The 19,456-nt window shown below is 65.4% G+C and carries 20 protein-coding genes and 1 tRNA gene; 12 read left to right on the top strand and 9 right to left on the bottom strand.

Going from position 1 to position 19,456, the window contains the following annotated elements:
• Nucleotides 1-54: 54 nt before the first annotated feature.
• The 10 genes from rpmB (at nucleotide 55) to ABEA06_RS00995 (ending at nucleotide 8,972) form a co-directional block, all read left to right on the top strand.
• Nucleotides 55-291, top strand: coding sequence for a 50S ribosomal protein L28 (gene rpmB / locus ABEA06_RS01040; RefSeq protein WP_345310277.1), 237 nt, complete (start codon nucleotides 55-57; stop codon nucleotides 289-291).
• Nucleotide 292: 1 nt separating this feature from the next.
• Nucleotides 293-460, top strand: a complete 168-nt coding sequence (gene rpmG, locus ABEA06_RS01035; RefSeq protein ID WP_190780701.1) for a 50S ribosomal protein L33 — start codon at nucleotides 293-295, stop codon at nucleotides 458-460.
• Between the two features lie 4 nt (nucleotides 461-464).
• The gene (gene rpsN / locus ABEA06_RS01030) at nucleotides 465-770 is read left to right on the top strand and encodes a 30S ribosomal protein S14 (RefSeq protein WP_303383157.1); all 306 of its coding nucleotides are present in this window, start codon (nucleotides 465-467) and stop codon (nucleotides 768-770) included.
• 76 nt (nucleotides 771-846) lie between these two features.
• The gene (locus tag ABEA06_RS01025; RefSeq protein ID WP_345310276.1) at nucleotides 847-1,131 is read left to right on the top strand and encodes an HU family DNA-binding protein; all 285 of its coding nucleotides are present in this window, start codon (nucleotides 847-849) and stop codon (nucleotides 1,129-1,131) included.
• A 157-nt stretch (nucleotides 1,132-1,288) separates the two neighbouring features.
• Entirely contained in the window at nucleotides 1,289-1,906 is a 618-nt protein-coding gene (locus tag ABEA06_RS01020; RefSeq protein ID WP_345310275.1) for a hypothetical protein, read from the top strand.
• Between the two features lie 120 nt (nucleotides 1,907-2,026).
• Nucleotides 2,027-2,701, top strand: coding sequence for a copper resistance CopC family protein (locus tag ABEA06_RS01015; protein ID WP_345310274.1), 675 nt, complete (start codon nucleotides 2,027-2,029; stop codon nucleotides 2,699-2,701).
• Between the two features lie 112 nt (nucleotides 2,702-2,813).
• Nucleotides 2,814-3,476, top strand: coding sequence for a copper chaperone PCu(A)C (locus ABEA06_RS01010; RefSeq protein WP_345310273.1), 663 nt, complete (start codon nucleotides 2,814-2,816; stop codon nucleotides 3,474-3,476).
• Entirely contained in the window at nucleotides 3,466-4,743 is a 1,278-nt protein-coding gene (locus ABEA06_RS01005; protein ID WP_345310272.1) for a Dyp-type peroxidase, read from the top strand. Before ABEA06_RS01010 ends, ABEA06_RS01005 begins: the two co-directional genes overlap by 11 nt.
• A gap of 81 nt (nucleotides 4,744-4,824) precedes the next feature.
• Nucleotides 4,825-6,966 carry a cytochrome c oxidase assembly protein gene (locus tag ABEA06_RS01000; RefSeq protein ID WP_345310271.1) on the top strand — a complete coding sequence of 714 codons (2,142 nt, stop codon included), beginning with the start codon at nucleotides 4,825-4,827 and terminating at the stop codon, nucleotides 6,964-6,966.
• 74 nt (nucleotides 6,967-7,040) lie between these two features.
• A complete protein-coding gene (locus tag ABEA06_RS00995; RefSeq protein WP_312395425.1) occupies nucleotides 7,041-8,972 on the top strand; it encodes an NHL domain-containing thioredoxin family protein in 1,932 nt (643 codons plus the stop codon).
• A gap of 12 nt (nucleotides 8,973-8,984) precedes the next feature.
• On the opposite strand, the gene ABEA06_RS00990 is transcribed toward ABEA06_RS00995, so the two are convergent.
• A complete protein-coding gene (locus tag ABEA06_RS00990; protein ID WP_345310270.1) occupies nucleotides 8,985-9,968 on the bottom strand; it encodes a hypothetical protein in 984 nt (327 codons plus the stop codon).
• Nucleotides 9,969-10,107: 139 nt separating this feature from the next.
• Between ABEA06_RS00990 and ABEA06_RS00985 the strand changes: the two genes are divergently transcribed.
• The gene (locus ABEA06_RS00985; RefSeq protein WP_345310269.1) at nucleotides 10,108-10,761 is read left to right on the top strand and encodes a hypothetical protein; all 654 of its coding nucleotides are present in this window, start codon (nucleotides 10,108-10,110) and stop codon (nucleotides 10,759-10,761) included.
• 84 nt (nucleotides 10,762-10,845) lie between these two features.
• On the opposite strand, the gene ABEA06_RS00980 is transcribed toward ABEA06_RS00985, so the two are convergent.
• The 7 genes from ABEA06_RS00980 to ABEA06_RS00950 form a co-directional block, all read right to left on the bottom strand.
• Nucleotides 10,846-12,201 (bottom strand): ABC transporter ATP-binding protein, encoded by a 1,356-nt coding sequence (locus ABEA06_RS00980; protein WP_345310268.1) that lies wholly within the window; start codon nucleotides 12,199-12,201, stop codon nucleotides 10,846-10,848.
• Nucleotides 12,202-12,254: 53 nt separating this feature from the next.
• Nucleotides 12,255-13,091 carry a carbohydrate ABC transporter permease gene (locus ABEA06_RS00975; protein WP_345310267.1) on the bottom strand — a complete coding sequence of 279 codons (837 nt, stop codon included), beginning with the start codon at nucleotides 13,089-13,091 and terminating at the stop codon, nucleotides 12,255-12,257.
• A 6-nt stretch (nucleotides 13,092-13,097) separates the two neighbouring features.
• Nucleotides 13,098-14,063 carry a carbohydrate ABC transporter permease gene (locus ABEA06_RS00970; protein ID WP_312395753.1) on the bottom strand — a complete coding sequence of 322 codons (966 nt, stop codon included), beginning with the start codon at nucleotides 14,061-14,063 and terminating at the stop codon, nucleotides 13,098-13,100.
• Complete coding sequence (locus ABEA06_RS00965) at nucleotides 14,060-15,376, bottom strand: extracellular solute-binding protein (RefSeq protein WP_345310266.1); 1,317 nt, start codon at nucleotides 15,374-15,376, stop codon at nucleotides 14,060-14,062. The genes ABEA06_RS00970 and ABEA06_RS00965 overlap by 4 nt, the downstream gene beginning before the upstream one ends.
• A gap of 127 nt (nucleotides 15,377-15,503) precedes the next feature.
• Nucleotides 15,504-16,424 carry an AEC family transporter gene (locus tag ABEA06_RS00960; protein WP_345310265.1) on the bottom strand — a complete coding sequence of 307 codons (921 nt, stop codon included), beginning with the start codon at nucleotides 16,422-16,424 and terminating at the stop codon, nucleotides 15,504-15,506.
• 76 nt (nucleotides 16,425-16,500) lie between these two features.
• Nucleotides 16,501-16,953: an aspartate 1-decarboxylase gene (gene panD / locus ABEA06_RS00955; protein WP_129699563.1), complete on the bottom strand. Its 453-nt coding sequence runs from the start codon at nucleotides 16,951-16,953 to the stop codon at nucleotides 16,501-16,503.
• Nucleotides 16,954-17,030: 77 nt separating this feature from the next.
• Nucleotides 17,031-17,104, bottom strand: a tRNA-Gly gene (locus tag ABEA06_RS00950).
• A 197-nt stretch (nucleotides 17,105-17,301) separates the two neighbouring features.
• On the opposite strand from ABEA06_RS00950, the gene dcd reads away from it, so the two are divergent.
• Nucleotides 17,302-17,880 carry a dCTP deaminase gene (dcd, locus tag ABEA06_RS00945; protein ID WP_095796635.1) on the top strand — a complete coding sequence of 193 codons (579 nt, stop codon included), beginning with the start codon at nucleotides 17,302-17,304 and terminating at the stop codon, nucleotides 17,878-17,880.
• A 62-nt stretch (nucleotides 17,881-17,942) separates the two neighbouring features.
• On the opposite strand, the gene ABEA06_RS00940 is transcribed toward dcd, so the two are convergent.
• Nucleotides 17,943-19,265 (bottom strand): MFS transporter, encoded by a 1,323-nt coding sequence (locus ABEA06_RS00940; RefSeq protein WP_345310264.1) that lies wholly within the window; start codon nucleotides 19,263-19,265, stop codon nucleotides 17,943-17,945.
• Nucleotides 19,266-19,456: the final 191 nt, after the last annotated feature.

The following is a 19,456-nucleotide window of genomic DNA, read 5'->3' as shown; positions in this document are numbered from 1 at the left end:
CAGCGACCATGCGTGCCGTCATTTCGTCGACATTGGACATTGGAGGAGAACACTATGGCAGCGCACTGCCAGGTGACCGGAGCCCAGCCGGGTTTTGGACACAGCATCTCGCACTCGCACCGCCGCACCAAGCGCCGGTGGAACCCGAACATTCAGAAGAAGCGTTACTGGGTGCCCTCGTTGCGTCGCAACGTCACGCTCAATCTGAGCGCCAAGGGCATCAAGGTGATCGATGCTCGCGGCATCGACTCCGTGATCAACGAGCTCATTGCACGTGGGGAGAAGATCTGAGATGGCCAAGGACAAGGACGTACGTCCCATCATCAAGCTGAAGTCCACCGCTGGTACCGGCTTCACCTACGTAACCCGTAAGAACCGCCGTAACAATCCTGACCGCATGGTCATGAAGAAGTACGACCCGGTGGTTCGTCAGCACGTCGATTTCCGCGAGGAGCGCTAAACACATGGCAAAGAAGTCCAAGATCGCCAAGAACGAGCAGCGCAAGGTCATTGTCGAGCGCTACGCCGCCAAGCGCGCAGAGCTCAAGAAGACCCTCGTGGATGAGAACGCATCCCCGGAGGCCCGCGAAGAGGCTCGCCTGGGTCTGCAGAAGCTTCCCCGTGACGCTTCCCCTATCCGCGTCCGCAACCGCGACCAGATCGACGGCCGCCCCCGCGGAACCTTCCAGCGCTTCGGTATTTCCCGTGTTCGCTTCCGCGAAATGGCGCACCGTGGCGAATTGCCGGGTATTACCAAGTCGAGCTGGTAATTTCTCCCTCGGAAGCAATGGGAGCATAGGCGCCCTTTCCACCGAGAACGCCAATTAAGTCCAGGAGGACAAGCACATGGCTAAGAACCGCAGCGAACTCGTTGCCGAGGTTGCCGAGAAATCCGGCACCACGCAGGCCGCCGTCAACGGCGTGCTGGATGCAATGTTCCAGGTCTTCGAGAGCTCCGTTTCCAACGGCGAGAAGATCACCATCCCGGGGTGGATGTCCGTCGAGCGCACCGACCGTGCCGCTCGTCAGGGCCGTAACCCGCAGACCGGTGAGACCATTCAGATTCCGGCGGGCCACGGTGTCAAGCTGACCGCCGGCTCCAAGCTGAAGGCTGCTGTCTCCTCCAAGTGAGGTAAGCCTGCGCGTGCACTACGCGCGTGACAGTTCGAGGGACCGCCCACGTATTTTCGTGGGCGGTCCCTCAATCGTTTCCGAGTTCGTGAATTCCCCGGCTGACACGCATAATGGAGGGAAATTTGTCGACTGATCAGAACCCCGGAGGTGTGCGGTGGCTTCGCGTGCGCGCCGTCTTGCCCGGGGTTGGGCCGCGTCCCTGACCGCGACGGGCCTGGGTGCCGCCTCCCACGCCGCCGTGGACGGCACATGGCCCCCGGTCATCCTGATGCTCCTCTCCGCCGCACTCGCGGCTCCCGTGTGCATGCTGCTCGCCGGCACGGTGCTCTCCCGGGTGAGCGTTGCCGCGGCGGTCGTGGCGAGCCAGGGCCTTTTTCACGGTGTGTTCGCGCAGGCCGGGCACGGCGTCACCGCCGTTGACCACACCCATCACGCCGCCGGTCCGGTTGCCGAGGGCACCCCACAGCTGGTGGTCACGACCGCCCCGGACCTGGTCCATCACGGCACGGGCATGCTGATGGCGCACGTCGTCGCCGCCGTTGCCACCTACCTTCTCCTACGTCACGGTGAGGTCGCCGTGATGCGCCTGGTCGACGCCGTCTCGTTACGGGTCGCGGCCTGGGTCAGCGTGCCTACGCTTCCGGTGATCCGTACGGTGCCGCGCCGCATTGCGTGGACCTCTCCGCGCGCTCTCACCGATCAGCTGCTCCTGCCGGTCGTGCATGGTTTCAGGGGCCCACCCGCCCGGGGGACGGTCCCGGTTCTCGCGTAGTTCGTCGGCGTTGGTGGTCGGCGTTGCCGCGGGATCCGGAGTGCCGTCATGGCCACACTTCACATCCCGCTTCATGCCGCGCGCAGCGGCAGTAACGCGTCCTTGACGCAGGAGAACTCCATGCACACTTTTGATTCCGCAGTCCCCGCCCGTTCCACATCCGCAGCACGGACGACGCCGCACAGCGCGGTGGCGCCCGCCGGTTCCGATCGGCGTCCGCTCGCGGCCGTCCTGCTGGCCCTGCTGACCGCATTGTTCATGCTCGTCAGCACGGTGCAACCAGCCGCAGCCCACGACGAAATGATCAGCTCCGACCCCGAGTCCGGGGCCGCGCTGGAGGCGTCGCCGGAAGCGCTCACCCTCACGCTCTCCGGAAACATCATGGACATCGGCCGGGAAGTCCGGGTGACGGACTCCACCGGTGAATCGCAGGTCGCGCAGGAATCGACCGTGGACCGGCAGAAACTGATCCAGCCGCTCGACAACCCCGGTTCCACCGAGGACGAGACCTACACGGTGGTGTGGCGCGTGGTGTCCGAGGACGGCCACCCCATTGAGGGAACCTTCGACTACACCGTGGGAGCGGGAGCCGGTGAGGTGGCCGACCAGGGCCCCACCCAGGAACAGTCCGCGACCCCCACGGGTGACGATCGGGACGACTCCGCGTCCGAAGCGGCCGAGCCCGCAGCCGAATCCGGCACGCCCGGTTGGCCGATCCCCGTGATCGGCGGTGTGGGTGCTCTCGCGCTGCTCATCGTGGTCCTGGTGCTGGCCACCCGCCGCAAGAAGAACTGATCGGCCACCGTATCCCGTAGGTTTCTGGGTTCCGCCCCGTATTTCCGTCGCGGCATATTCATGTGCCCCCGGTCGGGGCGGGGCGGAACTCAGGTTAGAGAAAGACCACACCATGAACTTGATGATTGAACGTGCTTCCGGTCCGCTGCCCCGCCCCGTGCGCCGCGGCGTGACATCCCTGCTGGCGGTGGGTCTGGCCGCGACGGCACTGACCGGCTGCTCCTCGAGCGGCAACCCGGCGAACGAGACCACGCAGGCCCCGGCGGCGTCGTCGGCGGAGGCTACTGCGGCGACCGGGCAAGTTGTGGAATTGGGGGACGGCTGGGCCAAGGCGGCCGATTCGAACATGACCTCCGTGTTCGGTTCGCTCAAAAACACCGGTGACCAGGCCGTGACGCTCGAATCCATTGCCGCGGCAGACACCGCTGACGTGGCCGAGCTGCACGAGACCGTGATGAACGACCAAACGGGCGCGACCGAGATGAAGCGGGTTGAGGGTGGCTTCGAGATCGGGCCCGGAGAGACCAAGACGCTGGAACCCGGTGGGGACCACATCATGCTCATGGAGCTCACGTGTGCCGTGCAGTCGGGGACCGATTTGACTCTCGACCTGGGGTTCAGTGACGGCCGGACCCAGGAGATCACCGTGCCGGTGCGCGACTACGCGGGAGCGCAGGAGCACTATGCCCCGGGCGAGGAGCACAGCGGCCACGGTGAGCACTCCGAGATGCCCAGCGCGCAATCCTCGGCACTTCCAGAATGCCATGAGCACTGACGAAACCCCTCGTTCCGGGGGCCTGCAGCGGCGATCACTCCTCATCGGAGCGGTCGCAGGTGCGGGCGCCACCGGCATCGGAGCCGCATCAGCGGCGGGCTTCAGCGGGGTACTCGGTTCATCGGACCGGCCCACCTCCGACCACGGCGACGCCGCACGGCACGGCCTGCAGACGGAACCGTTTTACGGCGCTCGGCAGGCCGGCGTGGCAACACTGCCCCAGGCCTTCTCCGCCTTCATCGCGTTGGACCTCAACAAGGGCGCGAGCAAGGATTCCCTGCGGCGCATGCTCCGGGTGCTCTCCGACGACGCCGCCGCCCTCACCCAGGGCCGCGCTCCGTTGTGGGACCAGGAGCCGTGGCTCGCGGAGAACCCCTCGCGGCTCACGGTCACGTTCGGATTCGGACCGAAGGTCATGTCCCTGATTGCTGCGGCCCGCTCCCCGGGGTGGCTCAAACCCCTCCCGGCATTCACCATCGACCGGTTGCAGGACCGGTGGAACCAGGGCGACGTGTTGGTGCAGCTGTGCTGCGACGACAAGCTCACCCTGGCGCATGCCCAGCGCGTGCTGCTCAAGGATTCGCGGTCCTTCGCGGCCGTGCGGTGGATCCAGGACGGGTTCCGCAACACCGTGGGGGCCACGGTTTCCGGCCAGAGCCTGCGCAACCTGTTCGGCCAGGTGGACGGCACGGTCAACCCGTATCCGGGGGAAACAGACCACGAGAAAGTGGTCTACGGGCGGGACGGATTCGATCCATGGATCGAGAACGGTACATCGCTGGTGCTGCGCCGCATCCACATGAATGTGGACACATGGGACGAGGCCGATACTCCCGCCCGCGAGGACGCGGTGGGCCGGAAGCTGGCCGACGGCGCCCCCCTGACCGGATCGCAGGAACACGATGAACCGGACTTCGAGGCCAAGGGCCCGTTGGGGTTCCCGGTGATCGCGTCCTACAGTCACATTCGGCGGTCCCGCACGGACAATCCCGACGAAAAAATCTTCCGCAGTGTCTACAACTACGATCTGCCGGTGGCCGACGCATCGGGGATGAGCCGTTCCGGTGAGATCAGCGGGGGAGTATCCAATACCGGATTGATCTTCGCGTCCTACCAAGCGGATCCGGTCAAGCAATTCGTGCCCATCCAGAAGAGGCTGGACGAGATGGACATGCTCAACACCTGGACCGTGCCCATCGGCTCGGCGGTGTTTGCGATTCCACCCGGGTGCGAGGAAGGTGGATTCGTAGGAGATCAACTCTTCTGATCGGATGAAGCACAACACAACAGGGGCACCGGCCCATAACGCGGGAATGGTCACCGAGCACGGGGCCGAAGGAGCACACGAATGAGCACTGCCACTGGGGCCAAAGCTCCGGAAAGCACGCCGCCTCGGCGGTCCGAGATCGCGGGGGTGAGCCTCACCCCGTGGACCGTGGCCGTGGTCCTGGTGAGCGCCATGATCGGGATGACCGCTGCCCTGTTGTACGGCGGCGCCTCGGACCCGCGCCAGGTTGCGGACCCGGGGGCCCTGGTGCGCTGGGGCCTGCCGGCCCTGGAGACCGTGCACAACATCTCGATGGCCGCGGTCATGGGTGCGCTCTTGTTGGCGATCGGTGTGGTGCCGAGATTCGCGGACCCCACGCGCAAGCGGCCACCGCGCAACAGCCGCGACCAAGCCGCCGAACCGGAACACCCGGTGTATGCGGCGGTGCTGCAGCTGGCCCAGGCCGCGTCGGTCGTGTGGACCGTCTCCGCGATCGCGGTGCTGATCTTCACCTACTCGGACGTCTCGGGTACGGGATTGGGCGCGGGTGAGAACTACACCCAGCAATTGACCCACTACGTCACGGAGATCGCCACGGGTCAGGCGCAGGTCACCGTGGTGATCGTGGCGGCGGTGGTCACCACCTTGATCTTCGGTGTGCGTGCGCTCCTGGGTCTCTTCTGCACCCTGGCCTTGACCATGGTCGCGCTGGTGGCGCTCGCGTTGAACGGTCACTCATCGGGCGGGGCCGACCACATGGGGGCCGTGAACTCGCTGGGGCTGCACCTTTTGGGGGTTTGCCTGTGGGTGGGCGGTCTGATTGCCCTGGCGTGGGCCAGCCCGTTGCTGGCCCAGGAGTCCACGGTGATTGCCCACCGCGGTCAGACCAGGCAGCGTGTCCCGTTGCTGGCCGTGGTGCTGCGCCGGTACTCGGTGGTGGCCCTGGGGTGCTACTTCCTGGTCCTGCTGTCGGGGATCATCAACGCGCAGGTGCGCATTGGTTCGTGGGAGCAGCTCAACTCGGGGTACGGCCGGATCGTGCTGGCCAAGCTGGTGCTGACCCTGGTGCTGATGCTGGTGGGCTTTGCGCACCGCCAGTGGCTGATCCCGGGTGTGACGGACGGCTCCCGTTCGCGCGCGGCTACTTTGTGGCGCGTGATCGTGGTGGAGCTGGTGCTGATGGGTTTGCTGATGGGCATTGCCTCCGCCCTGAGCCGGACGGCTCCCCCCGTGCCCGAGGAGATGCCCACGGACGCCTCCCCGGCGCGCCTGCTCACCTGGTACGAGCTGCCCCCCGAACCGACGGTCAGTTCCTGGTTCACCGAGTGGCGCATCGACTGGTTCTGGGCCGCGGTGGTCGTCTTCTTCGCCATCGTGTACCTCTGGGCCGCCATCAAGGTGTGGCGACGCGGGGATCAGTGGTCGGTGCTGCGGACCGGGTCCTGGCTCATCGGGTTGGTGCTGCTCATGTATGCGACCTCCGGTGGTGTGGCGGTCTACGCCCGCGTGCTGTTTTCCGCGCACATGGTGGAGCACATGAGCCTCACCATGATCGTGCCGTTGTTCCTGGTTTCCGGCGCGCCCGTGACCGTGGTCCTCAAGGCCTTGGAACCCCGCGGGGACGGCACTCGCGGACCGCGTGAATGGATCCTGCGCCTCGTGCACTCCACGTGGGGCAAGATCGTGACCCACCCGATCTTCGCTGCGGCCAACTTCGCGTTCTCGATTGTTCTGTTCTACTTCACCGACCTGTTCCGCGTCACGCTGCGTTACCACGTGGGTCACGAGTTCATGATGATCCACTTCCTGTTCACCGGATACATGTTCGCCCTGGTGCTGATCGGTATCGACCCGATTCCCAAGCGCCCCACCTATCCCATGCGCCTGGTGCTGCTGCTGGCCACCATGGCCGCGCACGCGTTCATCGGCATCTCCATCATGAGCATGACCTCGGTGCTGCAGGCCGGCTGGTTCGGCAACATGGGCCGCCCCTGGGGCCCCAGCGCGCTGGAGGATCAGGAACTGGGCGGAATGCTCATGTGGGGCATCGGCGAGTTCCCCACGTTCCTGCTGGCCGTGATCGTGGCCATCCTGTGGGCGCTCGAGGGCAGCAAGGAGAACCGACGGGTGGACCGCCAGGCGGACCGCACCGACGACGCGGAGTTGAAGGCCTACAACGAAATGATGGCGAACCTCGCCGAGCAGGACGAACGCCGCCGCTGAGGCACGGACGGCAAGGCGCGCGCCCGGGAAGATGCGCGCGGCGGCTAACGTTGCTGTGAAAGACCGATTTTTGCATGCCTGGAAGGACTCATCACACTGTGAAGACACAGCGGAGCACAACCCCCGTCCGAGCTTCTGAGCTCACCGGCCGCGCCTGGCTCAACACCGGCGACCGGCAGCTGGATCTGGAAGCCCTGCGCGGCAAGATCGTGGTATTGGACTTCTGGTCCTTCTGCTGCATCAATTGTCTGCACGTGCTGGATGAGCTGCGCCCGCTCGAGGAGAAGTATTCGGACGTGCTGGTGACCGTGGGCGTGCACTCGCCCAAGTTCGAGCACGAGGCCGATCCCCGGGCGCTGGCCGCCGCGGTGGATCGTTATGAGATCACCCACCCCGTGTTGGACGACCCCGAGCTGAAGACCTGGGACGCCTACACCGCCCGCGCCTGGCCCACCCTGGTGGTGTTGGATCCCGAGGGCTACATTGTGGCGCACCTGTCCGGTGAGGGCCACGTGCAGGGCCTGGAATCATTGGTGGAGGAGCTCGTGGCCGAGCACGACGCCAAGGGCACCCTGCACCGCGGTGACGGCCCCTACGTGCCGCGCCCGCGCCCCGAGGGTGACCTGCGTTTCCCGGGTAAATCCGTGCGCTTGCCGGACGGCTCCTTCATGGTCACCGATACCGGCCACCACCGGCTGGTGCAGCTCGAGGACGATCTCACCACGGTGCGTCGAGCGATCGGTTCCGGCACCAAGGGGTGGGCCGACGGCCCGGCGGATGCCGCCCGCTTCAACGAGCCCCAGGGGGTGGCCCTGCTGCCCGAGTCCGTGCGCGCGGATCTCGGGTACGACCTGATCGTTGCGGACACCGTCAATCACCGCCTGCGCGGTGTGGAGCTGTCCACGGGTGCGGTGCGCACCCTGGCCGGTAACGGCGTGCAGCGCCTCCTGGACGACGCCCGCGCTCGCGGGGTGGATCCGAACGAGGTCCCCGCCGACGCCGCTCCCACGGACGTTGCGCTGTCCTCGCCGTGGGACGTGTTGTGGTCCACCGCGGCGGATGCCCTGGTGATCGCGATGGCCGGTACGCACCAGCTGTTCTCCTTCGACCCGCGCACGGGTCAACTGGCCGTGCTCGCGGGTACCGGGGACGAGGGCCTGCGCGACGGCGCGGCCACCGAGTCCTGGTTCGCCCAGCCCTCGGGTCTGGCGCAGGATGCCTCCGGCACGGTGTGGGTCGCGGACTCCGAGTCCTCGGCGTTGCGCCGCGTGCGCTTCGACGAGTCCGGTGCGGTGTCCCGCGTGGACAGCCCCATTGGTGAGGGCCTGTTCGACTTCGGCTTCCGCGACGGCGCCGCAGCCCAGGCCCGCCTGCAGCACTGCCTGGGCGTGGCCGTTCTGCCCGATAACTCCGTGGCCATCGCGGACACCTACAACGGTGCGATCCGCCGGTACGATCCTTCGACCGAGGAGGTCTCCACCCTGACCCGCGGTCTGGCCGAACCCTCCGGGGTGATCCTGGACGACTCGCAGGATCACCCCGTGCTGGTCGTCGTGGAGGCCAACGCCCATCGGCTGGTGCGCGTCCCGGTACCCAAGGACGCCCAGACCGTGGACGAGGGTGCCGCGCAGATGCAGCGCAAGCGCACCCCGATCGCGCCGGGTGAACTGGGCCTGACGGTGCGGTTCTCCGCTCCCGCCGGACAGAAGTTGGACAACCGCTGGGGTGATCCCACGCAGCTGAAGGTCTCGTCCTCACCGGCCGAGGCGCTCGTCGAGGGCCACGGGACCGCACAGGGTCTGACGCGCACGCTGCGGCTGGCGGACGGTGTGAGCGAGGGGGTTCTGCACATCACCGCTCGCGCGGCCGCGTGCGACGGCTCCCCGGACGGCGAGATACCCGAACACGCCGCGTGCCACCTGTACCAGCAGGACTGGGGGATTCCTTTTACGGTGTCGGATGACGCCGAGTCCGAGCTGACCCTGGAGCTGCGCGGGCTGGACTGATCCCGCCGCGGTTCACGGCTCGGGTGTGACCGTGGCTTTGTCCTCGGTGACCACCAGATCGCCCTTGAACGTGAAGGGCACGTCCTCGGACACTTTGCTGGTTTTCCCGTCGAAGAGGTTGACGGAGGTGAACTCGATCTTGGCCGTGCCGGGGGCGTCCATGAGGGTCCACCGGTCCGCCGTGGGTCCGCCCAGACGCACCTCGGGTTCCGGGTACTCGGTGATGGACCACTGCACGTCGTCCAGGACGCGCCCCGTGAACTCGTAGGAGAACGGGCAGCCGGCGGGGTACAGGGTGTCCTGCCCGGCGCAGTTGTCCAGGTACGTCTTGATCTGCCCGCTGACCTGCGATGTCAGCTCGTCCGACGGGCTGGCGACCAGTTCCAGGTCGGCTTGGGTGCCGGGGTCGGTCACCAGAGTCCGTTCGGGCTCCGCCGTCACCATGGCGGAGGTGAAGGAACCGGTGTACACGCCGGGGTAGAACACCGCGAAGTCACGTGCGGAATCGGTCAGTGCCACGGACTCGCCGTTGATGTCCACCGAGGTGGAACCGGCCATGGTCACGCGCATGGTGGGCAGGGTGGTGCGGTCGAAGTCCCACACGGTGAAGAACCCCCACTGGGTGTCCGCCGGGTGGAGGGTGAACTCGGAACTGTGTTCCTGACCGTCCAGGGTGTAGTCCGCACGGACCACGGCCTGGTCGCCGGAGGAGGACACGGTGGAGATCGACACGTCGTCCAATGTCTCCGCCGCCGCCTCCAACGGCTCACCGTCCAACAGGGCCGCGTTCGAATCCGGGACCTCGGCGTTGAGCGCGCCGAGGGCCGCCGCGCCGTCGCCGGCCTGGAGCGCCTCGAAATAGGCCTTGACGTCCGTTTCCGGCCCGTACTGGTACTTGTTGACCAGGGCGATCGTGACCGCCGCCGCGGCAACCGAGAGCAGGATGAGGAAGAGCCATGCCCCTACGGCCTTCAGTACGCGGTCGGTTCGTTCCATGAATCATCACGTTAGTCCATCGGCAGGTGCGAGTCGCTAGATGGCGCGATCCGGCGATCCGACCGTCCGATCCAGTGTGCTGCGCCGGTTAAGCTGGTGCGGGCCCACACCGACGTCAGCGGGAGAATCTCAGTACGCCATGGCAGAAACAGTCCGACAGGTTCCGGAGAAGTACTCGGTTCCGCAGCACATCTTCCACCCGCGCATCACCTCGTACGGCCGCCGGATCTGGGCCGCCGTGCCTCCATTGCTCCTAGTGGCCGTGGCTTTGCTGGCGCTGTACTACCGCCGCCCGCGCGGGCCTGTGATCGCGGTGCTGATCCTGCTGGCCTTGGCCGGAGGGGTCATTGCCTACGGGTACCTGCGCCCCGCGCTGACGGTGATCACCCGGACGCACTTCCTCAAGTCGCGCTGGATCGGATTCCACGCCGTACCCCGCGACAGGGTCCATCAGGTGGTCACGGTGGACAAACTTCTGCCTCCGCGCCCCACATCGGGTAAGCCCCGGGGTAGGCCCTACTTGTGGCTCGTGACCGAGACCGGCAAGCGTGCCATGGCGCTCGACGGAATCGTGTGGGATACAACCTCGCTCAAGAGTTTCGCGGACCTGTCCGGCGCGCAGCACGTGAACTTCAAACAGGCCACCCCCGAGCAGGTCAGCACGCATTGGCCCGCGCTCGTTTCCTGGCACGTGCGCTATCCGCGGCTGCGCTACGCTGCGTCCTCGCTGGCCCTGGTGCTCGTGATCGCGCTGGTTGTCTGGCTGACCTTCGTCCAGACCACGTTCCAGTAATAACCGCACACACGCCGACGCCGCGGTGAGACGTCCCGGAGGAGTCTCACCGCGGCGTCGGCGGTCATGAATGCTTGGCGGGTGTCAGACGCTGGTGCTGCCGCCCTGCCCGGCCGCGCCGGCCGCGCGGTGTCGACCACCCAACTCGGATCCGTCGCCGGCGGCGTTGCGAACACCACTGTCCGACTCGCGGTCGGCCTTCTGCCGAGCGCGCTCGATCTCCGCCTCGCGCTCCTCGGTGGCCTCGCGGGTCAACTCCGCACCGGCCTCCTCGTCGCGGGTGAGGTTCTCACCGGTCTCGGGATCGAACACGTGCATGCGTCGTGCGTCCAACCAGATGTTGGCCGCCGTGCCGCCGCGGATGCGGGAGGAGGCGTCCAGGGACACGACCACCTGCGAAGGCATCTCGTCCGCGTCCAAGTCCTTGGCCAGCTCGTCGAGCTTGTGCTTGACGGCCTGGTCCTGCTCGAACTGTCTGTAGCCGTACTGCTGGTTACCCAGCCACTCGGTGTGGGTGAACTCGGCCTCGAACGTGGTGCCGTGGGGCACCTTGGCCTCGTCCACGAACTTGGAGTCCTCGAAGTGCTCGGGGCGCAGACCCAACAGCACGATGTCGCTCTTGCCCGACACCTTCTGCTGCACCCGCTGCGGTACCTCGATGTCACCAATGGGTGTCTTGAACACGTTGCCCTCGATGCGCGCCGGCAAGAAGTTCATGGAGGGCGCTCCGATGAAGCCCGCCACGAACAAGTTGACCGGCTGTTCGTAGAGCTCACGCGGGGACGCGATCTGCTGCAGCACGCCCTTCTTGAGCACTGCCACGCGGTCACCGAGGGTCATGGCCTCGGTCTGGTCGTGGGTCACGTAAATGGAGGTGATGCCCATCCGGCGCTGCAACTGGGCGATCTCCGTGCGCATCTGACCACGGAGCTTGGCGTCCAGGTTGGACAGCGGCTCGTCGAAGAGGAACGCATCCGCGTCACGCACGATCGCGCGGCCCATGGCCACACGCTGCCGCTGACCGCCGGACAGGTTGGCCGGCTTGCGCTCCAGGTGCTCGTCCAGGTCCAGGGTGTCCGACGCCGCACGGACCTTACGGTCGATCTCGTCGTTGGAGAACTGACCCTTGGACAACCGCAACGGGAACGCAATGTTCTCGTAGACGGTCAGGTGCGGATACAGGGCGTAGTTCTGGAACACCATGGACAGGTTGCGGTCGCGGGGAGCCTTGTCGTTGACGCGCTCGCCGTCGATGAGCAACTCGCCGCTGGTGATGTCCTCGAGTCCCACGACCATGCGCAGGAGGGTGGACTTACCACAACCCGAGGGGCCCACGAGGATCAAAAATTCGCCGTCGGCCACGTCGATGGAGACGTCGTTGACCGCCGGAAAACCGTCGTCGTACTTCTTGACGAGGTTCTGCATGGTAATAGCTGCCATGTCTACTCAGTCCTTACTGTGCTTGAGCTTGAAGTGTTGAGGCACCGGTGGGATCAACCCTTGACCGCGCCCTGGGTCAGGCCGGAAACGATTTGGCGCTGGAAGGCCAGGACCAACAGCACCACGGGGATGGTCACGATGATCGCGGCGGCGGAAATGGCACCGGCGGGATCCTCGAACTGCGACGCGCCCGTGAAGAAGGCCAGCGCCGCCGGCACGGGGCGCGCCGCCGACGTGGAGGTCAGACCGATTCCGTAGACGAAGTCGTTCCACGCAATGAAGAACGCAATGATCGCGGTGGTGAACACACCCGGGGCGGTCAGCGGAACGATCACCTTGCGGAACGCCTGCCATGTGGAAGCGCCGTCGACCTGGGCCGCCCGCTCCAAGTCCCACGGGATCTGCTGGAAAAAGGCCGCCAGCGTCCAAATGGAGATGGGAAGGGTCAGGGACAGGTAAGGAATGATCAGACCGAGCCAGGTGTCGTACAGGCCCACCTGACGCCACAGGTTGAACAGCGGGGTGACAATGGAGATCACCGGGAACATGGACACCATCAGCGCGGTGGTCAGCACGATCCGCTTACCCGGGAAGTCCAGGCGGGCGATCGCGTAGGCGCACAGGGTGGCCAGCACCACCGCGATGAACGTGGCGATCAGTGAGATACCGATCGAGTTCCGCAGCGCGGGAAGGAACAGATCCTTGGCGTCGCCCACGAAGATCTGCTCGTAGTTGTCGGTGACGAACTGGGCGGGCAAGAACTTGCCGGAGCTCAGATCGGCAGGGGTCTTGAACGAGGTCATCAGGATCGACAGCACCGGGAACAGTGCGTAGATCAGCACCAATACGGTGACAATGGCCCATCCGACCTTTTGTTTAGTGCTCAACATGGCGGGTTACCTCCCCTTCCCACTGCCGGCAAGATCCACCTTGAAGACCTTGATCGCGGTGAGAGCTATGAGCATCACGCACAGGAACAAGATCACGGAGATCGCCGAGCCGAGGCCGATTTCCAGGCGTCCGATGGAGGTTCGATACGCGAGCAGCGAGAGCGCCTCCGTGCCGTACTGGCCCTGGGTCATGATGAAAATGTTGTCGAAAATACGGAACGCGTCCAGCGCGCGGAACACCACGGCCACCATGATGGCGGCCTTCATGTTCGGCAGGATCACCTTGGTCAGGCGCTGCCACGCGGAGGCACCGTCCACACGGGCCGCTTCGGAGAGTTCCCCCGGAACCTGTGCCAACCCGGAGAGCAGCAACAGCGAGATGAACGGGGTGGTCTTCCAGATCTCGGACGCCATGATGATGGTCAACGCGGGACCCTGAGAAGCAAACCAGTTGAAGTCCGGTCCGATACCGGGAACCCAGTCGAACCAGTTGTTGACGTAACCGGTGGTGATGTCGAACGCGTAGAACCACGCGAACGCGGAGACCACGGTGATGATTCCATAGGGCACCAGGATCGCGGTGCGCAGCAGGCCGCGGGTGGCCTTGATCGCACTGTGCATGACCAGTGCGAGGGCCAGACCCAGCACGAGTTCCACGAGCACGGTGACCACTGTGATCAACAGGGTGACACCCAGGTCCTGCCAGAACAGGGAGTCGGAGAAAACCGTGGCGTAGTTGCCCAGGAACACGAATTCCTTGTCCCCGGGTGCGGTGAGGCGGAAGGAGAACAGGGAGTCGTACAGGGCCTGCACAATGGGGTACAGGGTCACCAGCAACATGATGATGAACGCGGGGCCGGCCAGCAGCCAACCGAGCTTTCGCTCCGCCCGGACGCGGTCCGAAATCTGTCGTTTGGCCTTGGGCGCTTGGGTCCCAGGTGCTCGGGTCGAAGAATCGACGGTGGTACTCACAGCAGCGCATCTCCCTTCAGGACTTGCTCAATAAAGGCAGTGGTCTCTTTAGGCGTGTTCTCGTTCACGCTCTGCGGTGGCGTCCACTCCTGCTGAATGGCGGTGGAAATCTCGTTGTAGTACGGAGTCTGCGGGCGCGGTGCCGCGTTGTCCAGGGATTCCCGAATGACCGACGCCTGCGGGTACGCCTCACGCACCGCGGCGTCGTCAAAGGCCTTGGCGGAGGACGGCGGGTTGCCGTTGGTCGCGAAGTACTGCGACTGGTGTTCCGGGGTGACGATGCACTCCACAGCCTCCCAGGCGAGATCCTGGTTTTCGGAAGTGGCACCCACACCAATGTTGATACCACCCAGCGGAGGGGCGGACGGGGTGTCGGCATCGACGCGGGGCCATTGGGCCCAGCCGATATCGTCCACCAGGGACTTGTCCAGCGAACCTTCTTCCACGGCGGCGTTGGACGCCGCCCAGACGAAGGGCCAGTTCACCATGAACGAGCCCATGTCCCCCTGGAACTGGATCATGGATGAGTTTTCGTCCTGGGTGGGTAGACCCGGTCCGCCCAGGCCCTCCTCGCCAATGGTGCCCACGATCTCGGCAGCCTTCTCACCGGCCTCGCTGTCCAAGGTGATTTCTGCGTCCTGGCCCTCTTCGCCGGAGGTGATGATCTGGCCGCCGGCCGAGGCGACCAGTCCGTTGACCCACACGGTCATGGACTCGGCCTGGGTGCCTTGAACGCCCAAATACTTGTCCTGGCTGCGTGCGGCGTCAATGATTTGATCCCACGTGACCGGCTTGGACATGTCCAGACCGGCGGCTTGTGCGACCGACTTGCGGTACCAGAGCAACTGGGTGTTGGCCCAGAACGGTACGGCCACGATCTCACCGTCCCACTTGGCGCCCTCGAGTGGGCCGTCCAGGGTGTCCGAGGTGGTCCTTTCGACCACGTCCGCCGGCGGCTTGGCCAGGAACCCGGGCTCGGCGAGCTCGGGAACGAACGGCGGGTCCAGGCTCATGATGTCCATGGACGTGTCGCCGGCGGCCAATCGCCGGGCCAACTGCTCTCGCTGCGAGGACGCATCGCGGGGCAGCAGGGACGTTTCGATCTCGTACTTCCCGTCAGAGGCCGCGGAGCATTGTTCCGCAATGGTGGCCTGCCCGCCGTCGTCCGGGTTGATGTACCACGTCAGCGTGGGCGGGCCCGATTCTTGCGAACCGCACGCCGTCAGCAACATTGCCGACGCGCCCGCGAGCGCAACCGCACTGCGGATCCGGCGTCCCCTCCGCGCCCTGCGTGGTGTGTGAGTGGCTTTCACTATGATTCCTCCCCTGTGACAAGGTCATCCACTGGGCTGTGAGCCCATGGACCCGCAAGGGTCATCAGGCTGCTCAGCATTTACTCAGTCTATGGGTGAGGCATCTCACACCTGTCGACCGACGCGGTCACGAAAGCACTACGGCAATGATTGCCATGGTGACCATCGAGAACACCGTGGTGACCAGGACCGTGTCACGGCTCACAGTGGTTGCGCGTTTATACCGTACCGCCGCCACGTAGAGATTTTGAGCAGTGGGCAGGGATGCCATGATCACCGTGGCGTACAGGGCATGACCCTCGAGCCCCAGGAGGTGCCCCAAGAGCAGGGCGAGCGCGGGGTGGACGAACAACTTTGCCGCGGAGGCAAGCAGAGTGTCCATGCGTTCGCGCTTGTCCGACAGGGGTCGTGAGCCCACCAGGGACATGCCGAAGGCCAGCAGCATGGCGGGGATGCTTGCGCCGGCGACCAGTTCAACGGGCTGCAGCACCAGATCGGGCAGGTGCCATCCGGTGGCTCCGAACAGGATGCCCAACAGGGACCCCACGATCAGTGGATTGGTGAACGTGTTCTTGAGAATCGAGCCCGGGGTGGGTCTGGCGCCGTCGGTGAGGGTGTCCATGGCCGTGAGATAGAGGGGTGAGTTGATGGCCAGCTGGAACAACATTACGGGGGCCACCTGGGACGCGTCCCCCAGGACGAACACGGCAATGGGGATGCCCAGGTTGGCGGCGTTGACCTGACCGGCGGCCTGGGATCCCATCACCACGGTGGCGGCATCACGTTTGAACGCGAAGCGTGAGACGCCCGCGTACAGGCCCATGGTCAACCACGCGGAGAGCATGGCGATCAGCAGGGGAGTGGACAGGATCTGCGCAACGTCCGCCTGCGAGATGGTGAGGAACAACAGCGGCGGGGAGGCCACGTAGAACGCGAGTTTGGACAGTACTACCTGTCCGTGCGGGCCCAGAAAACCGGAGCGGCCCACCAGGAATCCCACGCCGATGACGGCCCAAATGATGAAAAACCCGGAAAACACGCCGCTCATGGGCGTGTTCTCTCGGGTAAGGGTCGTTCGTCGCGCACGACCCCGGGGTCTGGGGAACCGAGAAGCACCGTGGTGGCTACAGTGCCGCTACAGCGGCGTCTTCCTGGGCCCGCGCGTGGTCCCGCGCCTGGGGCGGGCGAACCATGTCGCCGGTGACGGCGTCCGCCGGATCCGAACCCAGGGCCACGATCTTGTTGTTCTCGTTCACGTGCACCACGTGGGGGTTGTAGTTCTGAGCTTCCGCGGTGTCCATGAGTCCGTAGGAAATCAGGATCACCAGATCACCGGGCTGCACCAGGTGGGCGGCGGCACCGTTGATCCCGATCACGCCGCTGCCGCGCTCGCCGGCGATCGTGTAGGTCTCGAGCCGGGCACCATTGTTGATGTCCACGATGGACACCTGTTCGCCCGGAAGAATGTTGGCCGCATCCAGTAGGTCCTGGTCCACGGTCACGGATCCCACGTAGTGCAGGTCGGCCTGGGTGACGGTTGCTCGGTGGATCTTTCCAGTGAACATGGTGCGCAACATGGGTGCTCCTCGACGCGTGCAATGTCTAACACGAACCCCGGGTCCTCGAAGGTGTCCCGGGGCAGTGGCGCGATATGTGGAGCGGCTGACGGGAATCGAACCCGCGTATCAGGCTTGGGAAGCGTGCGCTCTACCATTGAGCTACAGCCGCGCGTTGTATCGATCAGACCTTGCGGCCGATTGAACGCCACCGAGTCTACAACAACTTCCGCCCGGACTTTCTTCCCGGCGGTCTCGTACCCGAGGTGACAGAAGTCATGGCCGCGGCCGGCGCCCACGTACAACGGGTACGGGGAGGCGCGGTGACCACGGGAGTGCTGACGATTGCCGGTGCATTACCGTGTAAGCGTGCTCATCTCCGATCGTGACATTCGCAGCCTCATGGATTCCGGCCGTGTGCGGCTGGAACCGTACGACCCCGCCATGATCCAGCCCGCCAGCGTGGACGTGCGCCTGGACCGTTGGTTCCGGTTGTTCGACAACCACAAGTACGCACACATCGATCCCGCCCAGGAACAGCCCGAGCTCACACGGTTGATCGAGGTGGATCCCCAGGAACCGTTCGTTCTGCACCCCGGCGAGTTCGTCCTGGGTGCCACGTACGAGAAGGTCACACTCCCCGACGACGTCGCCGCGAGACTCGAGGGCAAATCCTCCCTGGGTAGGTTGGGCCTGCTCACGCACTCCACCGCGGGGTTCATTGATCCGGGTTTCTCCGGGCACGTCACACTGGAGCTGTCCAACATGGCCACGCTGCCCATCAAGCTGTGGCCCGGCTCCAAGGTGGGGCAGCTGTGCTTCTTCCAGCTCTCGTCCGCGGCGGAGCATCCGTACGGCAGCGGGGCCTACGGGAACCGGTATCAGGGACAGCGTGGCCCTACGGCCTCACGGAGCCACGTGAATTTTCACCGCTCGCCGGTCGAGTAACGTGCCGATTCTTGGGCCGACGTTCATATGCGTCTCGACGGATATGACGATCGCCCCGCCGATCAGGCCTGAACGGTCGTGAAGCCCTTGGGCGGCTTGGGTGTGAACAGCAGCAGGACCAGTCCCACTCCCACCACGCTCAGGATCCCGAGGACGCCCCAGATCTGGGCGCCGAAGGCGGTGACGAAAATACCGAACATCGTGGGCGCCAGGAAGCTCACCGCTCGGCCCGTGGTCGCGTAGAGGCCGTACATCTCGCCGTCCCGACCGGACGGGGTCAGTCGGCCCAGGTAGGTTCGCGACGCCGCTTGAGCCGGTCCCACGAACAAGCACAGGGCCAGGCCGCACACCCAGAACGCGGTGGGTCCCTCCCAGAACAACAAGACGGAACCGGCGACCATGATGCCGAGCAACGACACGACGATCACCGCGCGGGGGCCGGCGGCGTCGTCGAACCTGCCGCCCACGATCGCACCGAGGGCCGCGGCGATATTGGCGACCACCGCGAAAATGATCACCTCGGACATCGAAAACCCGAACGTTCCGGCCGCGAGCACGCCGCCGAACGTGAAGATGCCCGCGAGTCCGTCGCGAAAAATGGCCGAGGACAGCAAGAAATACACGGTGGCGGGGGAGCGGCGCCAGACGCGGGCGATCGTCCGGAAGAGCTCCCCGTAGGACGCCAGGATGCCCCGACGAGGAGTGGGTGCCGCGACGTCGTCGGCGATCTCGAGGCAGCGGTAGGGCATGGTCCGGGCCCGCAGCATCAGGGGCAGGCAGAACGCCAGAACCCACGCGGCGCTGAACAGGGCCACGGAGCGGTAATTGAGGGCGTGGTCGGTCGGGATGCCCAGGAACCCCGGCTGAACGAAACCGAAGAGCACGAATGCCAGCGCCACGATGCCACCCAGGTAACCGGCACCCCAGCCCCAGCCGGAGACCGCACCGATTTTTTGGGGTCCGGCCAGGCCGGGGAGCATGGCGTTGTAGCTGACCTCGGCAAATTCGGCCGCGATGCTCGCGATGGCGATCATTGCAACGCCGAAGACCAGGAACGAGGGTTCGGGTCGGGCGAAGAACGCCAGACCGGTGAAGAGCGCAAGTAACACGGTGTTGACGCCGAGGAACCGGGAACGGGAACGGGGCGCGTCGGAGCGCTGGCCGATCAACGGGGCGGTCAGGGCAATGAAGAAACCCGCAATGGCCATGCCCGCGCTCAGGACGGCCGATGTGTGCTCGGGGGAACCGAAGGACGAACTGGTGAGGTACACCGTGAAGACGAAGGTCAGCATGATCGCGTGGAACGCGGAGGAACCCGTGTCCCACAAGCACCAGGCGAGGACCTGTGTGCGTGTTCCCGTGGTCTCCCGCGCTTGAATGGCCATGGCCCCAGACTAGGGCCCGTCGAACGGGCCGCGGGTCAAGAATTGGCCAGCGTGGCGTGCGCTGTCCGACGTGGAGTTCACCCACAGGTAAATGCGGACGCGGCATATGCGCGCTTTGTTAGGCTTGACAGGATTCTTCCGACCCGTGGGTTGTGGGTAGAGCCGTGCCCTCGCGGGGTCATGTCCACCTG

The organism is Kocuria gwangalliensis, from assembly GCF_039544365.1.
GTDB classification, from domain to species: Bacteria; Actinomycetota; Actinomycetes; order Actinomycetales; family Micrococcaceae; genus Kocuria; species Kocuria gwangalliensis.
The sequence above is the reverse complement of the archived record's forward strand: the minus strand, read 5'-3'. Positions and strand labels throughout refer to the sequence as shown.

What these genes read in the sequence shown, in the direction of transcription:
- rpsN (WP_303383157.1), top strand. Translation starts at nt 465, where the DNA reads ATGGCAAAGAAGTCCAAGATCGCCAAGAACGAGCAGCGCAAGGTCATT.
- ABEA06_RS01025 (WP_345310276.1), top strand. Translation starts at nt 847, where the DNA reads ATGGCTAAGAACCGCAGCGAACTCGTTGCCGAGGTTGCCGAGAAATCC.
- ABEA06_RS00940 (WP_345310264.1), bottom strand. Translation starts at nt 19,265, where the DNA reads ATGGCCATTCAAGCGCGGGAGACCACGGGAACACGCACACAGGTCCTC.
- ABEA06_RS01000 (WP_345310271.1), top strand. Translation starts at nt 4,825, where the DNA reads ATGAGCACTGCCACTGGGGCCAAAGCTCCGGAAAGCACGCCGCCTCGG.
- ABEA06_RS00975 (WP_345310267.1), bottom strand. Translation starts at nt 13,091, where the DNA reads ATGTTGAGCACTAAACAAAAGGTCGGATGGGCCATTGTCACCGTATTG.
- rpmB (WP_345310277.1), top strand. Translation starts at nt 55, where the DNA reads ATGGCAGCGCACTGCCAGGTGACCGGAGCCCAGCCGGGTTTTGGACAC.
- ABEA06_RS01015 (WP_345310274.1), top strand. Translation starts at nt 2,027, where the DNA reads ATGCACACTTTTGATTCCGCAGTCCCCGCCCGTTCCACATCCGCAGCA.
- ABEA06_RS00990 (WP_345310270.1), bottom strand. Translation starts at nt 9,968, where the DNA reads ATGGAACGAACCGACCGCGTACTGAAGGCCGTAGGGGCATGGCTCTTC.
- rpmG (WP_190780701.1), top strand. Translation starts at nt 293, where the DNA reads ATGGCCAAGGACAAGGACGTACGTCCCATCATCAAGCTGAAGTCCACC.
- ABEA06_RS00995 (WP_312395425.1), top strand. Translation starts at nt 7,041, where the DNA reads ATGCCTGGAAGGACTCATCACACTGTGAAGACACAGCGGAGCACAACC.
- ABEA06_RS00985 (WP_345310269.1), top strand. Translation starts at nt 10,108, where the DNA reads ATGGCAGAAACAGTCCGACAGGTTCCGGAGAAGTACTCGGTTCCGCAG.
- panD (WP_129699563.1), bottom strand. Translation starts at nt 16,953, where the DNA reads ATGTTGCGCACCATGTTCACTGGAAAGATCCACCGAGCAACCGTCACC.
- ABEA06_RS00960 (WP_345310265.1), bottom strand. Translation starts at nt 16,424, where the DNA reads ATGAGCGGCGTGTTTTCCGGGTTTTTCATCATTTGGGCCGTCATCGGC.
- ABEA06_RS01005 (WP_345310272.1), top strand. Translation starts at nt 3,466, where the DNA reads ATGAGCACTGACGAAACCCCTCGTTCCGGGGGCCTGCAGCGGCGATCA.
- ABEA06_RS01010 (WP_345310273.1), top strand. Translation starts at nt 2,814, where the DNA reads ATGAACTTGATGATTGAACGTGCTTCCGGTCCGCTGCCCCGCCCCGTG.
- ABEA06_RS00980 (WP_345310268.1), bottom strand. Translation starts at nt 12,201, where the DNA reads ATGGCAGCTATTACCATGCAGAACCTCGTCAAGAAGTACGACGACGGT.